The organism is Aureimonas sp. AU22 (assembly GCF_001463745.1).
In the GTDB taxonomy this organism is placed as follows: domain Bacteria; phylum Pseudomonadota; class Alphaproteobacteria; order Rhizobiales; family Rhizobiaceae; genus Aureimonas.
Map to the genome: position 1 here is coordinate 1 of NZ_BBWJ01000051.1, position 17,651 is coordinate 17,651.

Below are 17,651 nucleotides of genomic sequence, written 5' to 3' on the forward strand. Positions count from 1 at the left end.
GAACGGGCCACGCCGTTCCGGGCTGGCATTCCCCGCCAAGACCGCCTATACCCGCACCGCGTGCCCGGACGTTCTGCCCGGGCGCCTCGCATGGCCCTTGCTGGACGACATCCCGGCCAGGGCGTCCCAACCCTCCGACTTTCCAAGAAAGGGATATCCGATGTCGATCACGCTCGAGCGCAAAGCCGAACTCATGAAGGAATACGCGACCAAGGAGGGCGACACCGGTTCGCCCGAGGTGCAGGTCGCCCTTCTGTCGGAGCGCATCGCCAATCTGACCGAACACTTCAAGGGCCACAAGAAGGACAACCACTCGCGCCGTGGCCTTCTCAAGATGGTGTCCCAGCGTCGCCGCCTCCTCGACTACCTGAAGGAGCGCGAGGAAGAGCGCTACACCGCGCTGATCGGCCGTCTCGGCCTGCGTCGCTAACCCAGTCATTCGGCGCGGCGCTCGGGGGTCCCCTCGAGCGCCGCGCCCGCATTCCGATCCAGCTTCTCCCGCTCCGGCGGGGAAGTCTGTCCCGGCCGGCGGTCTCGTGAGACGCCGTGCCCGAGAGCCCAGGCGCTCATGGGGCAGGATTGCCGGATGCTTCCCGGCATGATCCCGACGGCGGCCGACGCCCGAGGGAACCCATCGTGCCCGAGCGCCGCGTCGTCGCCGCGCCTCGCCGGAAGCCTCCCGCCGTCTTGCCCATGTGCGTTTAAACCGCAACGGCCGCGATCCCTCGCGGCCAAGCCATGAGGCACACCACATGTTCAATACCCACAAGGTCGAGATCGAATGGGGCGGCCGTACGCTGACCCTCGAGACGGGCAAGATCGCCCGCCAGGCCGACGGCGCCGTGCTCGCGACCTATGGCGAGACCGCCGTGCTCGCCACCGTCGTCTCGCAGAAGGCCCCGAAGCCCGGCTTCGACTTCTTCCCGCTGACCGTCAACTACCAGGAAAAGGCCTTCGCGGCCGGCAAGATCCCGGGCGGCTACTTCAAGCGCGAGGGACGTCCGTCCGAGAAGGAGACGCTGGTCTCGCGTCTCATCGACCGCCCGATCCGGCCGCTCTTCGCGGAAGGCTACAAGAACGACACGCAGGTCGTCGTCACGGTCCTGCAGCATGACCTCGAGAACGACCCGGACGTCCTCGCGATGGTCGCGGCCTCGGCCGCGCTGACGCTGTCCGGCGTGCCCTTCATGGGGCCGATCGGCGGCGCGCGCGTCGGCTACATCGGCGGCGAGTACAAGCTGAACCCGCATGTCGACGAGATGGCCGAGTCCAAGCTCGACCTCGTCGTGGCCGGCACGCAGGACGCCGTCCTGATGGTCGAGTCCGAGGCGCACGAGCTGGACGAGGCGACGATGCTCGGCGCCGTGATGTTCGGCCACCGTGGCTTCCAGCCGGTGATCGAGGCGATCATCAAGCTCGCCGAGCATGCCGCCAAGGAGCCGCGCGAGCACAACGTGCCGGATCATTCGGCGCTCGAGACCGAGATGCTGGGCCTTGCCGAGACCGAGCTGCGCGACGCCTACAAGAACACCGACAAGCAGGCCCGCTACGCGGCCGTGGACGCGGTGAAGGCCAAGGTGATGGCGCACTTCCTGCCCGAGGGCCAGGACCCGAAGGCTTCCAAGGAAGTCGTCGGCGCGGTGTTCAAGGACCTCCAGGCCAAGATCGTGCGCTGGAACATCCTCGACACCAAGAGCCGCATCGACGGTCGCGACCTGTCGACCGTGCGCCAGATCGTCGCCGAGGCCGGCATCCTGCCGCGCACCCACGGCTCGGCGCTGTTCACGCGCGGCGAGACGCAGGCCCTCGTGGTGGCGACGCTCGGCACCGGCGAGGACGAGCAGTACGTCGATTCGCTGACCGGCACCTACAAGGAGACCTTCCTCCTTCACTACAACTTCCCTCCGTACTCGGTCGGCGAGACGGGCCGCATGGGTTCGCCCGCCCGCCGCGAGATCGGCCACGGCAAGCTTGCCTGGCGCGCGATCCGTCCGATGCTGCCGGCCAAGGAAGCCTTCCCCTACACGATCCGCGCCGTGTCCGAGGTGACGGAGTCCAACGGTTCGTCCTCGATGGCGACCGTCTGCGGCACCTCGCTGGCGCTGATGGATGCGGGCGTTCCGCTGCAGCGTCCGGTGGCGGGCATCGCCATGGGCCTCATCCTCGAGGGTGAGCGCTTCGCGGTTCTCTCCGACATCCTCGGCGACGAGGACCACCTCGGCGACATGGACTTCAAGGTCGCCGGCACCGACCGGGGCATCACCTCGCTCCAGATGGACATCAAGATCCAGGGCATCACCGAGGAGATCATGAAGATCGCCCTCGAGCAGGCCAAGGGCGGCCGCGAGCACATCCTCGTCGAGATGAACAAGGCGCTGGGTTCGGCCCGCGCCGAGCTCGGCGAGTTCGCGCCGCGCATCGAGGTCATGCAGATCCCGACCGACAAGATCCGCGACGTGATCGGCTCGGGCGGCAAGGTGATCCGCGAGATCGTCGAGAAGACCGGCGCCAAGATCAACATCGAGGACGACGGCACCGTGAAGATCGCCTCGTCGTCGGGCAAGGAGATCGAGGCGGCCAAGAAGTGGATCCACTCGATCGTGGCCGAGCCGGAAGTCGGCGAGATCTACGAGGGCACGGTGGTGAAGTGCGTCGAGTTCGGTGCCTTCGTGAACTTCTTCGGCTCGCGCGACGGCCTCGTCCACATCAGCCAACTCGCCTCCGATCGCGTCCAGAAGACGCAGGACGTGGTCAAGGAAGGCCAGAAGGTCTGGGTCAAGCTCATGGGCTTCGACGAGCGCGGCAAGGTCCGCCTCTCCATGAAGGTCGTCGACCAGGCGACCGGCGAGGAGATCAAGAAGGCCAAGGAAGACGACGCGGAGTAAGATCCGCATCCCTTAATGCAGAATGAACAGGGCGGCCCCTCGGGCCGCCCTTCTTCGTTGCGCGGTTGGCGGCATGAAAAAAGCCCCGTCGGACGAACCGCCGGGGCCTCCACGATACGCCGCGTCCCGGCGATCAGACGATGGTCAGGCCGACGTCGAGATTGTTGCGGGTCGCGTTGGAATAGGGGCAGACCTGATGAGCGGTCTCGACGAGACGCTGCGCGTCCGCGCGGTCGACGCCCGGCAGCGTGATGGTCAGGTCCGCCGTGATGCCGTAGCCGCCTTCCGAGCGCGGGCCGAAGCCGACCTCGGCGCTGACCGTCGCATCGTTGGGAACCTTGACGCCGACCTTCGACGACACGGCCCGCATCGCGCCGAGGAAGCAGGCGGAGTAGCCGGCCGCGAACAGCTTCTCCGGATTGGCGCCGACGCCGCCTGGGCCGCCCATCTCCTTGGGAACCACGAGGTCCACGTCCACGGCGCCGTCTTCCGATCGGGCATGGCCATCGCGGCCACCGCCGGTTGCAAGGGCGCTGGTCTTGTAGATCACGTCGACGGGCATCGATTTCTCCTTTGTCTCGCAATTCATTATCGCGATAATCAATACGTAGCGCTGGTCCGGCGCGCTGTCCAGTAGAAAGTTATCGTGATAGACATTCTTCACTTGAATCGGGAGTTCTTCCCATGACGGATGCGCAGCCGCGGCTTCCCCTCGACGACCACCTCTGCTTCGCGCTCTACGGCGCGTCGATGGCGGTCGGTCGCCTCTACAAGCCGATTCTGGATGGCTGGGGCATCACCTACCCGCAATATCTCGTGCTGGCGGCCTTGTGGGAAAGCGACGCGCAGTTGATCGGGCAACTGGCCGAGCGGCTGGCGCTCGAGCCAAGCACCGTGACGCCCCTGGTCACCCGGCTGGCGGGAGCCGGTTTCGTCACGCGCGAGCGCGACCTGGTGGACGCGCGGCAGGTCTTCGTGCGGCTCACCGAGGCGGGGAGGGCGCTTTCCGATCGCAGCGCCTGCCTCGGCGAGGCGCTGATCGAGGCGACGGGTCTCTCGCTCGACCGGCTGCGGCAGATGACGGCGGACGCGCGGGCCCTGCGCGACGCGGTGGCGGGGCGGGACGACGGCGACCGGCCGCCCCGCGCCTGAGGTTCAGGGCGCCGGATTGCCGAAGCGCTGGTAGAGGGCGTCCACGGCCTCCTGCATGGCGGGCGTCCATGCGACCTCCTCGGCCGCGAGGCACTCGTCCAGCTGTTCCATCGTGGTCGCGCCGATGATCGAGGCGGTGACGAAGGGCTGGGCCAGCACGAAGGCATTGGCGAAGGTTGCGGGCGCGATGCTGAGCTCGCGCGCCAGCGCCACATAGGCGTCGATGGCGTCGGTCGTGCCGGGCTTCTCGTAGCGCTGAAGTCGGTCGAAGAGGGCCTTGCGCGAGCCGGCGGGCAGGGCGCCGCCGGCATATTTGCCGGTGAGGTAGCCCTGCGCCAGCGGCGAGTAGGCGAGAAGGCCGACATCCTCGCGCGCCGCGATCTCCGCTTGGCCCGTCTCGAACGTACGGTTCAGGAGGTTGTAGGCGTTCTGGACGCTCGCCACCCGCGGCGCGGCGCCGGTTTCCGCCAGCGCCAGCCAGCGCATCGTGCCCCAGGCGCTTTCGTTGGAAAGGCCCATGTGACGGATCTTGCCCGCGGCGGTGAGCTCGCCGAACACCTCGGCCGTTTCCGCGATTGCGACCTCGTCGGCCACCGACTCGGGGGCCTTCCAGCGCGTCGGCACGGAGCCGAAGCCGGTGGTCGGACGGTCCGGCCAGTGGATTTGGTAAAGGTCGATGCAGTCGATCCCGAGCCGCTGGAGCGAGCCTTCCACGGCTTCCACCACATTGCGCCGGTCGAGACGCGGCTCCGAGCCGTCCTGCCGAAACCAGGTCATTACCGATCGTCCGACGACCTTGGTCGCGACGACGATGCGGTCGCGGTTGCCGCGCGCCTTCAGCCAGGAGGCGATGTAGGCTTCCGTGCGCCCCTGCGTCTCGGCCTTCGGCGGGATCGGATAGAGCTCGGCCGCATCCAGGAAGTTGACGCCGCGCTCGGTCGCGCGGTCGAGCTGCCGGTGCGCCTCGGCCTCGCTGTTCTGCTCGCCGAAGGTCATGGTGCCGAGACAGATCCGGCTGACGCGCAGGTCGGTGCGCCCGAGCGGTCGTTGCTGCATGGGAGATTTCCTGGAGGATGGGCAAGGGAAGGGCGTTCCACGCCCTCCATATCGACGTGCAGGCGGAGCCGCAACGCGCCAGCGCCGTCATCGCATCCTCACGTGCCTGCCCTAGATGAGCCGAGGTCCTGCTCATCGGAGCCCTCATGCGCCTTATTCTCGTGCCCGCCTTCGCCTGCGACGGCGATCTCTACGAACCGCTGATCCCGCTGCTGCGCCCCGACTTCGACTGCCGTGTCGTGGTGCCCGCCGCGCCCGACATGGCGGCCTGCGCGCGCGAGGTGCTCGACGCGGCGGAGGGCAAGCCGTTCGTCGTGGGCGGTACGTCGTTCGGCGGCCACGTGGCGCGGGAGGTTGCGCTGACGGCGCCCGATCTCACCCAGGGCCTCGTCGTGATGGGCGCGGCGCCGCAGGGGCCGACGAGCCGCGAGCCGTTCGACCGCCGCCGGGCCGCGATCGAGGCCGACGGCGGCGCCGAGATGCTGGAGGAGATGGCCCGTGCGATCGTGTTCGAGCCCGAGGGGCGGGGACAGGAGGCCGCCGACGCGTTCCGCGTCATGGCCGCCCGCGCCGGCCTCGACCGACTGCTGGCGCAGAACGAGGCGCTGATGACGCGCCCCGATCGCGTGGCCGATCTTCCCGGCCTCGCCTGCCGCGCGCTTCTCGTATGGGGCGAGGCGGACAGCTTCTCCTCGCCCGATGCCGGGCGCGCCATGGCGCGAGCCATGCCGGACGCCGAGTTCGTCGCGCTGGAGGACTGCGGCCACCTGCCGAGCCTCGAGACGCCGATGCGGGTCGCCGCCGCGATCCGCGCGCGATTCGTCTGACGCGGGCGTGCCGGATCTCGTCGTCTTCGACTGCGACGGCGTCCTCGTCGATAGCGAGATGCTGGCGGGCGAGGCCCTGCGCGCGGTCCATCGGGCGCACGGGATCGAGATCTCGGCCGAGCTCTTCGCCAGCATCATCGGCATGAAGTCGGCGGACGGGCTCGCCGCGCTGGCACGGGCGACGGGCAGGGCGCTGCCGCCGGGCGCCGAGGCCGAACTCTGGCCGGCGACGGCCGCCGTGTTCCGCGAGCGGCTCCGGCCGAGCGACGGCGTCGTTGATCTTTTGGCGGGATCACGCCTGCAGCGCTGCGTCGCCTCGTCGTCGCATCCCGAGCGGATCCGTCTCAGCCTCGCCGTCGCAGGGCTTCAACGCTTCTTCGAACCGGACGCCGTGTTCTCCGCATCGCAGGTCGAGCGCGGCAAGCCGGCGCCCGATCTCTTCCTGTACGCGGCCGCGCGGATGGGCGTCGAGCCCGGGCGCTGCGCGGTGATCGAGGATTCCCGCTTCGGCATCATGGCGGCCAAGGCGGCCGGCATGATGGCCATCGGCTATGTCGGCGGCAGTCACGCCGCCCCGAGTGCGGGCGCGATCCTGACCGAGGCGGGGGCCGACTGGGTGTCGGCCTCGATGGCGGAGATCGCGACGCGCCTCGGCTCGGATTGAGGATCCGTCAGGCGGACGCCGGTTCCACCTCGCCGGCGATCTCGGCGCGGCGCTCCTGCGCCTTCAGCTCGTCGAGCGCCGGCATCGACATGATGTTGTAGCCGGCATCGACGTAGTGGATCTCGCCGGTCACGCCCTTCGACAGGTCGGACAGGAGGTAGAGCGTCGAGTTGCCGACCTCCTCGTGCGTGACGTTGCGGCGCATCGGGGCGTTGCGTCGCTGGTAGTTCAGCATCAACCGCGCGTCGGAGACGCCCGCGCCCGCCAGCGTGCGCAAGGGGCCGGCCGACACGGCGTTGACGCGGATGTCGCGCGGGCCGAAGTCGGCGGCGAGATAGCGCACGGATGCTTCCAGCGCCGCCTTGGCGACGCCCATCACGTTGTAGTTCGGCATGACGCGCATCGACCCGCCATAGGTCAGTGTCACCATGGAGCCGCCCTCGTTCATGATCGCGGCCGCGCGCTTAGCGACCTCGGTGAACGAGAAGCAGGAGATGACCATGGTGCGCGTGAAGTTCTCGCGCGTCGTATCGGCGTAGAGGCCCTTCAGCTCGTTCTTGTCGGAGAAGCCGATGGCATGGACCACGAAGTCGATCTTGCCCCACTCGGCCTTCAGCGTTTCGAACAGACGGTCCACCGAGGCGATGTCCTCGACGTCGCAGTCGAGGAGAAGCGTCGAGCCGATCTCGGCCGCGAGCGGACGGAGCCGCTTGCCGAAGGCCTCGCCCTGGTAGCTGAAGGCGATCTCGGCGCCTTGCGCGGCAAGCGCGCGCGCCGCGCCCCAGGCGATGGAGTTGTGGTTGGCGACGCCCATCACGAGGCCCCGCTTGCCCGTCATCAATCCCGTCATGGACAAGGCCTTTCTCAGGCGCGGACGCGCTGGAACACGAGCGTGGCGTTGGTGCCGCCAAAGCCGAAGGAGTTCGACAGGGCGATATCGATGTCGGCGTCGTCGATGCGATGGCGCACGATCGGCACGCCCTCGAACTCCGGGTCGAGCTCTTCGATATGGGCGCTTTCGCCGACGAACCCGCCCTGCATCATCAGGAGCGAATAGATCGCCTCCTGCACGCCCGCCGCGCCGAGCGAATGGCCGGTGAGCGACTTGGTGGACTGGACGTGGGGCATGTCGCCGCCGAACACTTCGCGGATGGCGCCGATCTCCTTGGAATCGCCGACCGGCGTCGAGGTGCCGTGCGTGTTCACGTAATCCACGCGGCCCTTCACGGTGGAAAGGGCCTGGCGCATGCAGCGCACCGCGCCCTCGCCGGACGGGGCGACCATGTCGTAGCCGTCGGAGGTGGCGCCGTAGCCGACGAGCTCTGCGTAGATCCTGGCGCCGCGCGCCACGGCCCGCTCGTATTCCTCCAGCACCACGACGCCCGCGCCGCCCGCGATCACGAACCCGTCGCGGTTCTTGTCGTAGGCGCGCGAGGCGACCGCCGGCCGGTCGTTGAAGTCCGAGGACATGGCGCCCATCGCGTCGAAGAGGTTCGACATGGTCCAGTCGAGGTCTTCGTGGCCGCCGGCGAACATCACGTCCTGCTTGCCCCACTGGATCATCTCGGCCGCGTTGCCGATGCAATGGGCCGAGGTCGAGCAGGCCGACGAGATCGAGTAGTTCACGCCGTGGATCTTGAACCAGGTCGCGAGCGTCGCCGAGGCGGTCGACGACATGGCTTTGGGCACTGCGAAGGGACCGATACGCTTGGGGCTGTTGTTCTTGCGGGTGATGTCGGCGGCCTCGATCAGCGTGCGCGTCGAGGGGCCGCCCGAGCCCATGATGATGCCGGTGCGTTCGTTGTTCGAGATGTCGCTCTCGGCCAAACCGGAATCGGCGATCGCCTGTTTCATCGCGACGTGGTTCCATGCGCCGCCCTGGCTGAGGAAGCGCATCGCCCGCCGGTCCACCATCTCGGACACGTCGATCTCCGGCTTGCCCCAGACGCGGCAGCGGAAGCCGTTGTCGGCGAAGTCCTGGCTAAAGCTGATGCCCGATTTCGCTTCCCGCAGCGAGGCGGTCACCTCGTTCAGATCGTTGCCGATCGAGGACACGATGCCCATTCCGGTCACGACGACGCGCCTCATGGCCAAACTCCCTTCCAAGGTCCCTGGACCCTTCGTCTTCAAGATGGACGGGGCGGATCAGCCGCCGACCGCTTCGCCCGGCTGCTCGTCCTGGAACAGGCCGACGCGCAGGTTGCTCGCCTGATAGATGACGACGCCGTCGGCCTTCATCCAGCCTTCCGCGATGCCGAGCTTCAGTTTCGAGCGCATCACGCGACGGAAATCGACGCCGTATTCGACGAGCTTGACGTCCGGGGTCACCTGACCGGTGAACTTCACCTCGCCGACGCCGAGCGCGCGGCCGCGACCGGGCTCGCCCAGCCAGCCGAGATAGAAGCCGGTGAGCTGCCACAAGGCGTCGAGACCGAGGCAGCCGGGCATGACCGGATCGCCCTGGAAGTGGCAGGCGAAGAACCAGAGATCCGGCGAGACGTCGAACTCGGCGCGGATCGAGCCCTTGCCGAACTCGCCGCCATCGGTCGTGACGGAGGTGATGCGGTCGAACATCAGCATGGGCGGCAGCGGCAGCTGGGCATTTCCCGCGCCGAAGAGCTCGCCCCGGCCGCAGGCCAGAATTTCGTCCTTGCCGAAATAGGTCTTCACCGTGTCCATGGATCCGTCCGGTTGGGGAACGACACGCCGCCGCCGTTCCAATTCGTATCAAATCGATCGCGGGACGGCCCTTACCACGCGAGCGCCCGAGGGCAAATCCGTTAACTTCCAGAGAGGCGTCACGGTTTCGCGCCGACCGCCGCCGCCAAGGAGCCTTCATGCGTCTGGTTCTCGTCGCCCTCGTTCTCTCCGGCGTCGCCGGTTCGGCTGTTGCGCAGGAATGGCGCAGCACCGGCAAGGGCGAAGGGGGCGCGGCATTCTTTTCCCGGGACGGGCGGCCGGCGGGCGCACGGATCACCTGTCTGCCCGGGGGGCGGATCGCGATCACGGCGGCGGGCAACGGCGCCCGCTTTCCGGCGGACCGCCCGGTGACGCTGGTGATCTCGGTGGACGGGATGGGCTTTTCCGGCGAGGCGCGGGTCGAGCCCGAGGGACCCGGCGGCGGCTCGCGCTTCGTGCGCGTGGTGGAAAGCGGCGAGACCGCAGCGATCCTTGCCGCCCTGAAACGGGGCAAGAGCGTCGAGGTGTCGAGCCCGGCCGGTTTCATGCGCCTGCCGCTTCGCGGTTCGGGAAAGGCGATCAGTGCCCTTGCCCCCGTTTGCGCGTCGCCCTGAGGCCTCGATTGTTCGCGACCGGGATTGCGACTATATTGCATTCCGACAAGACCTTGCGGCGGTGCATGACGCTCGGCTAAAGGTGATGCAGTTAGTCAAGTTTTCGGTGATCTGAACGATGGACAACCGGGCGAAGCCCTCGATGGCGGATATGCGCACGGCCAGCCGGCCCCAGACCTTCTGCGTCTTCGAGCGCCTGCGCGCTTCGGGCTTGCGGCCGACCCGCCAGCGCGTCGCCTTGTGCAACCTGATCTTCGGAGCGGGCGACCGACACCTCTCGGCCGAGGAACTGCACGAGGAAGCCCACAAGGCGGGCGAGCCGGTGTCGCTGGCCACCGTCTACAACACGCTGCACCAGTTCACCGACGCCGGCCTCGTGCGTCCGTTGTCGGGCGAGGGGCAGCGCACCTATTTCGACACCAACACCTCGGACCACCACCATTTCTTCGTGGAAGCTGACAACACGATGATCGACATCCCGGACGGGACGCTGACCATCGGCAACCTGCCCGAGCCGCCCGAAGGCATGGAGATCGTCAATGTCGACGTGGTGGTGCGTCTGCGCCGCAAGACGGGCGCCAAGACGCTGAGCTGACGGCTTCCCGGTTTCGGGATCGCGCCATTATAGAGAAAGGCCGGCGGTCGCAAGATCGCCGGCCTTTCTGCATTCGAGGCGGGGGGACGAGGCGCCTCAGAACCGTTCGTCGGGGTAAACGCCCCAGATCTCCTTCTGGGTGACGAAGCCGCGGCGGCCGGCGGCTTCCACCTGGCACCAGCCGAAGGAGCACTCGCGCACCTTGGTCAGGACGCCGGGCTCCATCTCGGCCACGATCGGGCCGTCCGTGGCGGCCGAGCGGTGCATGGTGATGGTCGCCAGCGTCTTGCCCTTCAGCCAGGGAGCCGCCAGCGCGGTGCGCTCGCCCGACAGGAGCGAGTGGTAGACCCAGCCCTCGGTGCCCTCCGAGTCGCGAATGCGGCGCCAGAGATCGTATTCCTGGATCACCTCCACCGGCAGGCCGGGCTTCAGATAGAGCCAAGACACGGCATAATCCTTGCCCGGGCCGACGCGCAGGTTCACGCGCGCCGACTTCAGAGACACGAAGCGGGGCAGCGGGAGCTTGCGCTGCATCTCGGCGTCCACGCCTTCCTCGGCGGCCGTCGCAGCGGGGGGCGTCGCGGCCGCGGCCGGAGACTGCGCGCGCGCGGCGCCGAGAGGCGGCAGGGCGACGAGAAGGGCGAGGGCGATCGGCCCGAGAAACGGGAAGCGGGACACGGGGGACTCCGGACAGGCGAGGACGCTGTGACCCGGTGAGGCCGGGCTCGCCGGGCTCGCCTGAAGTCTTCCCAAAGGATGACGCACGAGCCCGACACGTCGCATGATCGCGGATCGAGGTTAACAACCCCTTGCGCGGGGCTGTCGAGGACGGCCGGTCGGCCGGCGTTCCCCTCCTGGCTGCGGCCGCGTCAGACGGCTTGCGACAGCCGTGCGCTGGCGAAGCCGAGGCCCGCAAGCGGGTCTTCCGCCACAAGTCCCGGTCGCCCTTCCCAAGCGCCCGGAGCGGCGACGTAGCGCTCAACGTCCTCCATCCGCCGGATCGTGCGCCAGAACACGTCCTCCATCAGGATATGGGCGAACTCGCCGTTGCGCCCGACGCTGTAGAGGCCCTGGACGCCGGTGGATCGGGCGAAGAGGCGACGCTCGGCCTCGTAGGCGTTGAGGTAGACGGGATAGGAGATCGGGGTCCGGATCGTGCCGCCGGCGCCGAGGTAGCGCGTCCGCAGGCCCTCGCCGTAGAGCGCGCAGATCTGATCGAGGCAGCGTTTGGCGAGATCCTCGTCGCTCATCGTCCAGCGCTCGTCGCCGACCTCGCAGCCGATGTCGAAGGTGATCAGCGTCTTTCCCTCCGGCGCCAGCCAGGGCATCGAGATCGGCGCTTCGGTGAGGCGGAAGCTCAACTGGCTGCGGTCGGGCACCCACACCATCGTGTCGGGAAGGATGGCGCGGCCGGAAAAGCGCAGGTTCACGAACATCATCGGGCGGTAGCGGAAGGCGGACAGCGGCGCCAGCGCGTCGGTGCCCTCCATGAGGCGCGGCAGGATGTTGACCGGTGCGGTCGATATGACGGCGGAGACCGGCACCTCCGCCCCCACACTGCGCACCGCGACCACGCGACCCTTCTCGACGAGGATGCGTTCGACCGGCGAGTCCAGTCGCACCGAGCCGTCGAGCTTGCGCAGCGTCGGCTCCAGAAGCTTGGCGAGGCCGCCTTCGGGATAGACGTGATAGACGCCGGCACCCTCCGGCATGGTGCGCGTGTAGCCGTTGCAGACGGCGCGGCGCGTCACCTTGGCGGCGGCATTGAGATAGATCGACTTCAGAATGCTGTTGCCGAACTTCTCGCCGACGGAGGGCGAGAGTTCGCGCGCCGGCGCGCCGGACCAGGCCTCGACGAGGGGCATCGCCACGTCCTCGGCCATGGCGTCGCCGTAGGAGCGGCGCATCCAGTCTTCGGCGTTGGCGGCCGGCGCCTTGTTGCGCGGGGCGATGCGGCTTTTCAGGGCGCTGGCGAGGAAGCGCGGCTCGGCCATGAGGCCGAACGGATGGCTGCGGCTGCGCCCGTCCACCACCACGGCCTCGCCGTAATGGCGCACGGTGCGGCAGATGTCCTCGGCGCCGAGAGCCTTCGCCAGGCGGTTGGAGATGAAATGCGCGCCGTAATCGTAGGAGAAGCCCTCGGCGTCCCGAAACGAGGCGGCCATGCCGCCGACCGCCTTGCCGGCCTCGAAGACCACCGCCGGCAGGCCACGACGCTTGAGTTCGGCCGCCGCCGTCAGACCGGCCAGGCCTGCTCCCAGAATTGCGATCGGCTTCATCGTCGTCTCCCCGAAGTGTCGAGCGAACCTTATGGGATCGCTGGTGAACAACGGGGCAAGGATACAATCGCAATTCTCCGAAATCACGGACGTGTTACCGTTCCGGGATCCGTTCTCGTCTCAAGGATAACGTCGCGGATACGGCTCGAACTTTATCGAAGTCCTAGAAGCGAGCCTAAGCGCTCTCGGCGGAAGGAGCCGCCGGGCGACGATAGCGGATTTCCTCGAAGCGCATGCGCAAGACATCGACGAGAAGCAGCCGTCCCGTCATCGGATCGCCCGCGCCCGTCACCAGCTTGATCGCTTCCGCCGCACCCATCGTGCCCATGATGCCGGTCACGACGCCGAGGATGCCGGCTTCGGCGCAGGTCGGCACCGTGCCTTCCGGCGGCGGTTCGGGAAAGAGGTCGCGAAAGCGCGGGAAGAGCCGCCCGTCCGGTCCCTCGCGATGGGGCACGAGCGTCGTCAGCGAACCCGAGAAGCGCTGCACGGCCACGGTGACGAGCGGCACGGCGGCGGCTTCGCAGAGGTCCGCCACCAGAAAGCGCGTGGCGAAATTGTCCGAGCCGTCGATCACCACGTCGTATCGCGCGAGGATCGCGGCCGCGTTCGCCTCGCCGAGCCGAAGGGCATGGATCTCCACGGCGACATGCGGATTGAGCCGTCCGAGTGCCTCGGCGGCGACCTCCACCTTGGGCCGGCCGAGGTCACTTGTGCCGAACAGGATCTGGCGCTGCAGATTGGAGAGCGACACATGGTCGTCGTCGGCGAGCCCGATCGTCCCGACGCCGGCTGCCGCAAGATAGAGCGCGGCCGGCGAGCCGATGCCGCCTGCACCGACAAGCAGTACGCGGGCGCTCTTGAGCCTCTGCTGGCCGGGTCCGCCGATCTCCGGCAGCACGATGTGGCGGGCATAGCGACCAAGCTCGTCCGGCGAGAGCGGGGGAGGGGAGTGCGTCATGTCACGGCTCCGTTGGCGACGCAGAGCATCTGGGCCCTTCCATCCAGCGCTTCGAAGAGCGCGGCGTCGGTGCCGGTAAGGAAGGACTGGACGCCGAGCCCGTCGAGGATGTCGAACAGAGCGGCTCGGCGGCCGGGATCGAGATGGGCGGCGATCTCGTCGAGAAGAAGGACGGGCGCCATGCCGGACGAGGCTTCCACGAGACGTGCATGCGCCAGCACGAGACCGATCAGCAGCGCCTTCTGCTCGCCGGTGGACGACAGGGCGGCGGGCATCGCCTTGGCGCGATGGGTGACGACGAGGTCGCCGCGATGCGGCCCCGCCAGCGTGCGGCCGGCGGCGCGGTCGACCATGCGGCGGCGCGCCAGACGTTCGGCGACCTGGTCCTCGAGGTCGACGGCCGCCCCCTCGAGGACCAGGTCCTCGTAGCCCGACTGGAGGTCGAGCCCGGCGACGGGGAACGGCGACGCCGATGCGGCATCCAGAAGTCCGGCGAGGCGCGCCGTGAGGTCGGCGCGCGCGAGCGCGATGGCAAGGCCGAGTTCCGCCATCTGCCGCTCGATGCCGGCGAGCCACCGGTCGTCGAGGCGATCGTCGGCGAGGAGCCGGTTGCGGCCGCGCATCGCCTTCTCGTAGTCCACCGTCCGGCGCCCGTGCCCGGGATCGACGGTGAGCACCATGCGGTCGAGGAAGCGGCGACGCTCGGTGCCGGGACCGGTGAAGAGCCCGTCCATCGACGGCGTCAGCCAGATGACGCGCAGGAGGTCCAGAAGCTCGTCCGTCGAGCGCGCCGTGGTTCCGTCGATGCGAAGCACGCGCTGGGGCGTGCCCTCGTCCGGCCGCACCAGCGTGAGGATGTCCGTCGGCTCGTCCTCCGGGGCGTCGGCCGCAAGGCGCGCGCGCACCGAAAAACCGCCCGTCGCCGTGGACGCGGCCGTTCGCGCGATCTCGCCATAGGCGGCGCGGCGCAGCCCCTTGCCGGGCGACAGGAGCGACAGGGCCTCGAGAAGATTGGTCTTGCCCGATCCGTTGTCGCCGTGCAGCACGACGAAGGGCGAGCGGATCGCGAGGTTCAGCGTCTCGTAGTTGCGAAAGTCCACGAGGCCGAGCCCGGTCACGCGGAGCCGGGCATCGCGAATGGTGTCCATGGACGTGGCGGTGCGTCCCCTTAGACGCGCATCGGCATCAGGACGTAGAGCGTTCCCTCGTCGCCCCCGTCGCGGATGAGGGTCGGTGAGCCGGGATCGGCCATCATGAAGACGGCGCTGTCGCCCGAAAGCTGACCGGTGATGTCGAGGAGGTAGCGGGCGTTGAAGCCGATCTCGATCTCCTCCGCCTCGTAGCCGACCGGGAGTTCCTCGGTCGCGGTGCCGGCATCCGGCGAATTGACGGTGAGGACGAGCTGGCCATCCGAGAGGGCGAGCTTCACCGCCCGCCCGCGCTCGGACGAGATGGTGGAGACGCGGTCGACGGCGGCCGAGAAGCTCTGCCGGTCGAGCGTCAGCGCCTTGTCGTTGCCGGTCGGGATGACACGCCCGTAGTCCGGGAAGGTGCCGTCGATGAGCTTCGAGGTCATCACCACGGCACCGAGGCTGAAGCGGATCTTGGAGTCCGAAAGCTCGACCGCCACGGTCTCGGCGCCTTCGCCGAGAAGCTTCTGGATCTCGGCCACGGTCTTGCGCGGCACGATGATGCCGGGCATCCCTTCCGATCCCGCGGGCGCGGCCATCTCGGCGCGTGCGAGGCGGTGCCCGTCGGTCGCGACCGCACGCAGCGCGAGCGCGCCGCCCGACTCGACCGTGTGGAGGAAGATGCCGTTGAGATAGTAGCGCGTTTCCTCCGTGGAGATGGCGAACTGCGTCCGCTCGACGAGGCGCGCGAGGTCGGACGACTTGAGCGTGAAGGCGTGCGTGAAGGCACCGGCCGTGATGTCGGGGAAGTCGGTTTCCGGCAGGCACTGGAGACGGAAGGTCGAGCGGCCCGCCGAAACCGTCATCTGCGCGCCGTCGCCGGTGGTCTCGAGCTTGACCTCCGAGCCGTCGGGAAGCTTCCGCACGATGTCGTAGAGGAGGTGGGCGGGCACCGTGGTGGCACCCGGCACGTCGCCGCTCGCCGGCACGCTCTCGGTGATCTCGATGTCGAGGTCGGTCGCCTTGAGGCGCATAGCGCCGTCCTCGGTCTTCAGGAGGACATTGGACAGGATCGGGATCGTGTTGCGCCGTTCCACCACGCGCTGGATGTGGCTCAGCGACTTCAGGAGGTTGGATCGCTCGATGATGATACGCATGGACGACAACCGTTCGGAGACTCGAAAGGGCGCCGAACGGGCGCGACCTTTCTCAAAAGGTCCCGACGTTTTAGAGCAAAGGGCGGCAGGCGCAAAGGGAAACCGCCGGAAACCCCAGGCATCCGGCGGTCGGTTCGCGATCGCGGAAGATTACTCCTCGATCATGCGGCGGATCACGTCGAGTTCCTCCGACAGCTTCTCGTCGCCGGCCCGCTCCGCCTCGATCTTGCGCACGGCATGGAGCACCGTCGTATGGTCGCGCCCGCCGAAGCGGCGGCCGATCTCGGGCAGCGAGCGGGGCGTCATGGTCTTGGCGAGATACATCGCGATCTGGCGCGGGCGCACGATGGTGCGGGTGCGCCGGGCCGACAGGATATCGGTGCGCGACACGTTGTAGTGGCGCGAGACGAACTTCAGGATGTCCTCGATGCGCACACGCTTCTCGCCGCCGGCGCGCGTCAGCTGGTTGAGGAGATCGTCGAGATGCTCCGCCGAGAGAGGCTGGCCCACCGCGTGCCGGAAGGCGATCTGGTTGAAGGCGCCCTCGAGATCGCGGCCCGAGCCGACCACGCGCCGCGCGATCGTATCCACCACCGTCTCGGGGATCGCGAAGCTCGGATCGCCCGCGCGCATGGCCGACACGCGCGAGGCGAGGATGCCGCGGCGCATGTCGTAGTCCGGCGAGACCATCTCGATGGCGACACCCCCCGAAAGGCGCGAGCGGACCCGGCTGTCGAGCGATTCCAGCTCGAAGGCCGGGCGATCGGCCGCCACGATCACCTGCCGCGCCGAATCGATCAGCGCGTTGAGGAGGTGGCAGAACTCCTGCTGGATCGACTTGCCCTGCAGGAACTGCATGTCGTCGATGATCAGAATGTCGATGCCGCGCAGGTTCTCCTTGAAGTCGAGCGCCTGGTTGTCGCGGATCGCGGTGGCGAAGCGCCACATGAAGTATTCGGCCGTCAGGTACACGACCCGCGGCTTGTCGTCTCGCGCAACGGCCGCGTTGGCGATCGCCTGAAGGAGATGCGTCTTGCCGAGGCCGACGGACGCATGAAGGAAAAGCGGGTTAAAGCGAACCGACTGGGGTCCGTTCTCGGCGATGGATCGCGCCGCAGCCAGCGCCACGCGATTGGATGCGCCCTCCACGAAGGTGGAGAAGACGTAGCGGCTGTCGAGGGGCGAGCCGAATTCGGCGCGCGAGCCCTCCGAAGCCGGAGCGCGATCGGCAGCGGAGCCGGAGCCGGATCCGGGACGCATCGCGGCAGCGGGAACGCGCGCGCCGCCGTCGTTGGCGACCGCCGGCTGGTCTGCGCTGGCGGCCGGCGGCGGGACGGCGATGCCACGCACGGCCGAGCGCACGGCGACATCCACCTTCAGCGTTCCCGGCACTTCCTCCGAGAAGATCTGGAGAAGGAGGTCGCGATAGTGACCGTTGATCCAGGACTTCAGGAAGGCCGTCGGCACCGAGAGCTGCACCACGCCCTTGCCGACATGCTCGAGCTTCAGGCGTGCGAACCAGGATGCGAAGACGTCGGGACCGAGCTGCGCCTTGAGACGAGCGTTCACACGATCGAGGATCGCCGTCTCGTCGCGTGCTGGTGCTGCCATCGAAGTCTCGCCATCATGATGCGCGGCCGAGGCCGCACGGC

Annotated in this window: 18 protein-coding genes; 7 read left to right on the forward strand and 11 right to left on the reverse strand. The window is 68.3% G+C overall.

Annotated elements, in window-relative coordinates; all coding sequences use genetic code 11:
- The first annotated feature begins 160 nt into the window (after window positions 1-160).
- Both rpsO and pnp read left to right on the forward strand, forming a co-directional pair.
- Complete coding sequence (rpsO, locus tag AUL34_RS19115; RefSeq protein ID WP_061937454.1) at window positions 161-430, forward strand: 30S ribosomal protein S15; 270 nt, start codon at window positions 161-163, stop codon at window positions 428-430.
- Between the two features lie 322 nt (window positions 431-752).
- Window positions 753-2,885 (forward strand): polyribonucleotide nucleotidyltransferase, encoded by a 2,133-nt coding sequence (pnp, locus tag AUL34_RS19120; RefSeq protein ID WP_061937456.1) that lies wholly within the window; start codon window positions 753-755, stop codon window positions 2,883-2,885.
- 133 nt (window positions 2,886-3,018) lie between these two features.
- Here pnp and AUL34_RS19125 read toward each other — a convergent pair whose 3' ends face one another.
- Window positions 3,019-3,447, reverse strand: coding sequence for an organic hydroperoxide resistance protein (locus AUL34_RS19125; protein ID WP_061937459.1), 429 nt, complete (start codon window positions 3,445-3,447; stop codon window positions 3,019-3,021).
- A gap of 122 nt (window positions 3,448-3,569) precedes the next feature.
- Between AUL34_RS19125 and AUL34_RS19130 the strand changes: the two genes are divergently transcribed.
- Window positions 3,570-4,037, forward strand: a complete 468-nt coding sequence (locus tag AUL34_RS19130) for a MarR family winged helix-turn-helix transcriptional regulator (protein ID WP_061937462.1) — start codon at window positions 3,570-3,572, stop codon at window positions 4,035-4,037.
- Window positions 4,038-4,040: 3 nt separating this feature from the next.
- Here AUL34_RS19130 and AUL34_RS19135 read toward each other — a convergent pair whose 3' ends face one another.
- Window positions 4,041-5,093 carry an aldo/keto reductase gene (locus AUL34_RS19135; RefSeq protein ID WP_061937465.1) on the reverse strand — a complete coding sequence of 351 codons (1,053 nt, stop codon included), beginning with the start codon at window positions 5,091-5,093 and terminating at the stop codon, window positions 4,041-4,043.
- A gap of 146 nt (window positions 5,094-5,239) precedes the next feature.
- On the opposite strand from AUL34_RS19135, the gene AUL34_RS22945 reads away from it, so the two are divergent.
- Both AUL34_RS22945 and AUL34_RS19145 read left to right on the forward strand, forming a co-directional pair.
- A complete protein-coding gene (locus AUL34_RS22945; protein WP_061937469.1) occupies window positions 5,240-5,920 on the forward strand; it encodes an alpha/beta fold hydrolase in 681 nt (226 codons plus the stop codon).
- 7 nt (window positions 5,921-5,927) lie between these two features.
- Window positions 5,928-6,584 (forward strand): HAD family phosphatase, encoded by a 657-nt coding sequence (locus AUL34_RS19145; RefSeq protein ID WP_244492652.1) that lies wholly within the window; start codon window positions 5,928-5,930, stop codon window positions 6,582-6,584.
- A 7-nt stretch (window positions 6,585-6,591) separates the two neighbouring features.
- On the opposite strand, the gene fabI is transcribed toward AUL34_RS19145, so the two are convergent.
- The 3 genes from fabI to fabA are packed head-to-tail and all read right to left on the reverse strand — an operon-like array spanning window position 6,592 to window position 9,263.
- Window positions 6,592-7,434, reverse strand: a complete 843-nt coding sequence (gene fabI, locus AUL34_RS19150; protein ID WP_061937472.1) for an enoyl-ACP reductase FabI — start codon at window positions 7,432-7,434, stop codon at window positions 6,592-6,594.
- Window positions 7,435-7,448: 14 nt separating this feature from the next.
- Window positions 7,449-8,672 (reverse strand): beta-ketoacyl-ACP synthase I, encoded by a 1,224-nt coding sequence (gene fabB, locus AUL34_RS19155; protein WP_061937475.1) that lies wholly within the window; start codon window positions 8,670-8,672, stop codon window positions 7,449-7,451.
- Between the two features lie 57 nt (window positions 8,673-8,729).
- Window positions 8,730-9,263, reverse strand: a complete 534-nt coding sequence (gene fabA / locus AUL34_RS19160) for a 3-hydroxyacyl-[acyl-carrier-protein] dehydratase FabA (protein ID WP_061937479.1) — start codon at window positions 9,261-9,263, stop codon at window positions 8,730-8,732.
- A 158-nt stretch (window positions 9,264-9,421) separates the two neighbouring features.
- Between fabA and AUL34_RS19165 the strand changes: the two genes are divergently transcribed.
- Window positions 9,422-9,877, forward strand: a complete 456-nt coding sequence (locus AUL34_RS19165; protein ID WP_061937482.1) for a hypothetical protein — start codon at window positions 9,422-9,424, stop codon at window positions 9,875-9,877.
- Window positions 9,878-10,028: 151 nt separating this feature from the next.
- On the forward strand, window positions 10,029-10,472 hold the full coding sequence (gene irrA, locus AUL34_RS19170; protein WP_061937691.1) for an iron response transcriptional regulator IrrA: 444 nt from the start codon (window positions 10,029-10,031) through the stop codon (window positions 10,470-10,472).
- 96 nt (window positions 10,473-10,568) lie between these two features.
- Here the strand turns inward: irrA and AUL34_RS19175 are convergent, their stop codons facing one another.
- From AUL34_RS19175 to dnaA, 6 genes are all read right to left on the reverse strand, one after another.
- Window positions 10,569-11,150 (reverse strand): SH3 domain-containing protein, encoded by a 582-nt coding sequence (locus tag AUL34_RS19175; RefSeq protein ID WP_061937485.1) that lies wholly within the window; start codon window positions 11,148-11,150, stop codon window positions 10,569-10,571.
- A 191-nt stretch (window positions 11,151-11,341) separates the two neighbouring features.
- A complete protein-coding gene (locus AUL34_RS19180) occupies window positions 11,342-12,751 on the reverse strand; it encodes an NAD(P)/FAD-dependent oxidoreductase (RefSeq protein WP_082653514.1) in 1,410 nt (469 codons plus the stop codon).
- 175 nt (window positions 12,752-12,926) lie between these two features.
- Window positions 12,927-13,712, reverse strand: coding sequence for a molybdopterin-synthase adenylyltransferase MoeB (locus AUL34_RS19185; protein ID WP_061937488.1), 786 nt, complete (start codon window positions 13,710-13,712; stop codon window positions 12,927-12,929).
- Entirely contained in the window at window positions 13,709-14,860 is a 1,152-nt protein-coding gene (gene recF, locus AUL34_RS19190; protein WP_061937492.1) for a DNA replication/repair protein RecF, read from the reverse strand. The genes AUL34_RS19185 and recF overlap by 4 nt, the downstream gene beginning before the upstream one ends.
- A gap of 20 nt (window positions 14,861-14,880) precedes the next feature.
- Window positions 14,881-15,999 (reverse strand): DNA polymerase III subunit beta, encoded by a 1,119-nt coding sequence (gene dnaN / locus AUL34_RS19195; RefSeq protein WP_061937495.1) that lies wholly within the window; start codon window positions 15,997-15,999, stop codon window positions 14,881-14,883.
- 150 nt (window positions 16,000-16,149) lie between these two features.
- Window positions 16,150-17,610 carry a chromosomal replication initiator protein DnaA gene (gene dnaA / locus AUL34_RS19200; RefSeq protein WP_061937694.1) on the reverse strand — a complete coding sequence of 487 codons (1,461 nt, stop codon included), beginning with the start codon at window positions 17,608-17,610 and terminating at the stop codon, window positions 16,150-16,152.
- Window positions 17,611-17,651 lie beyond the last annotated feature (41 nt).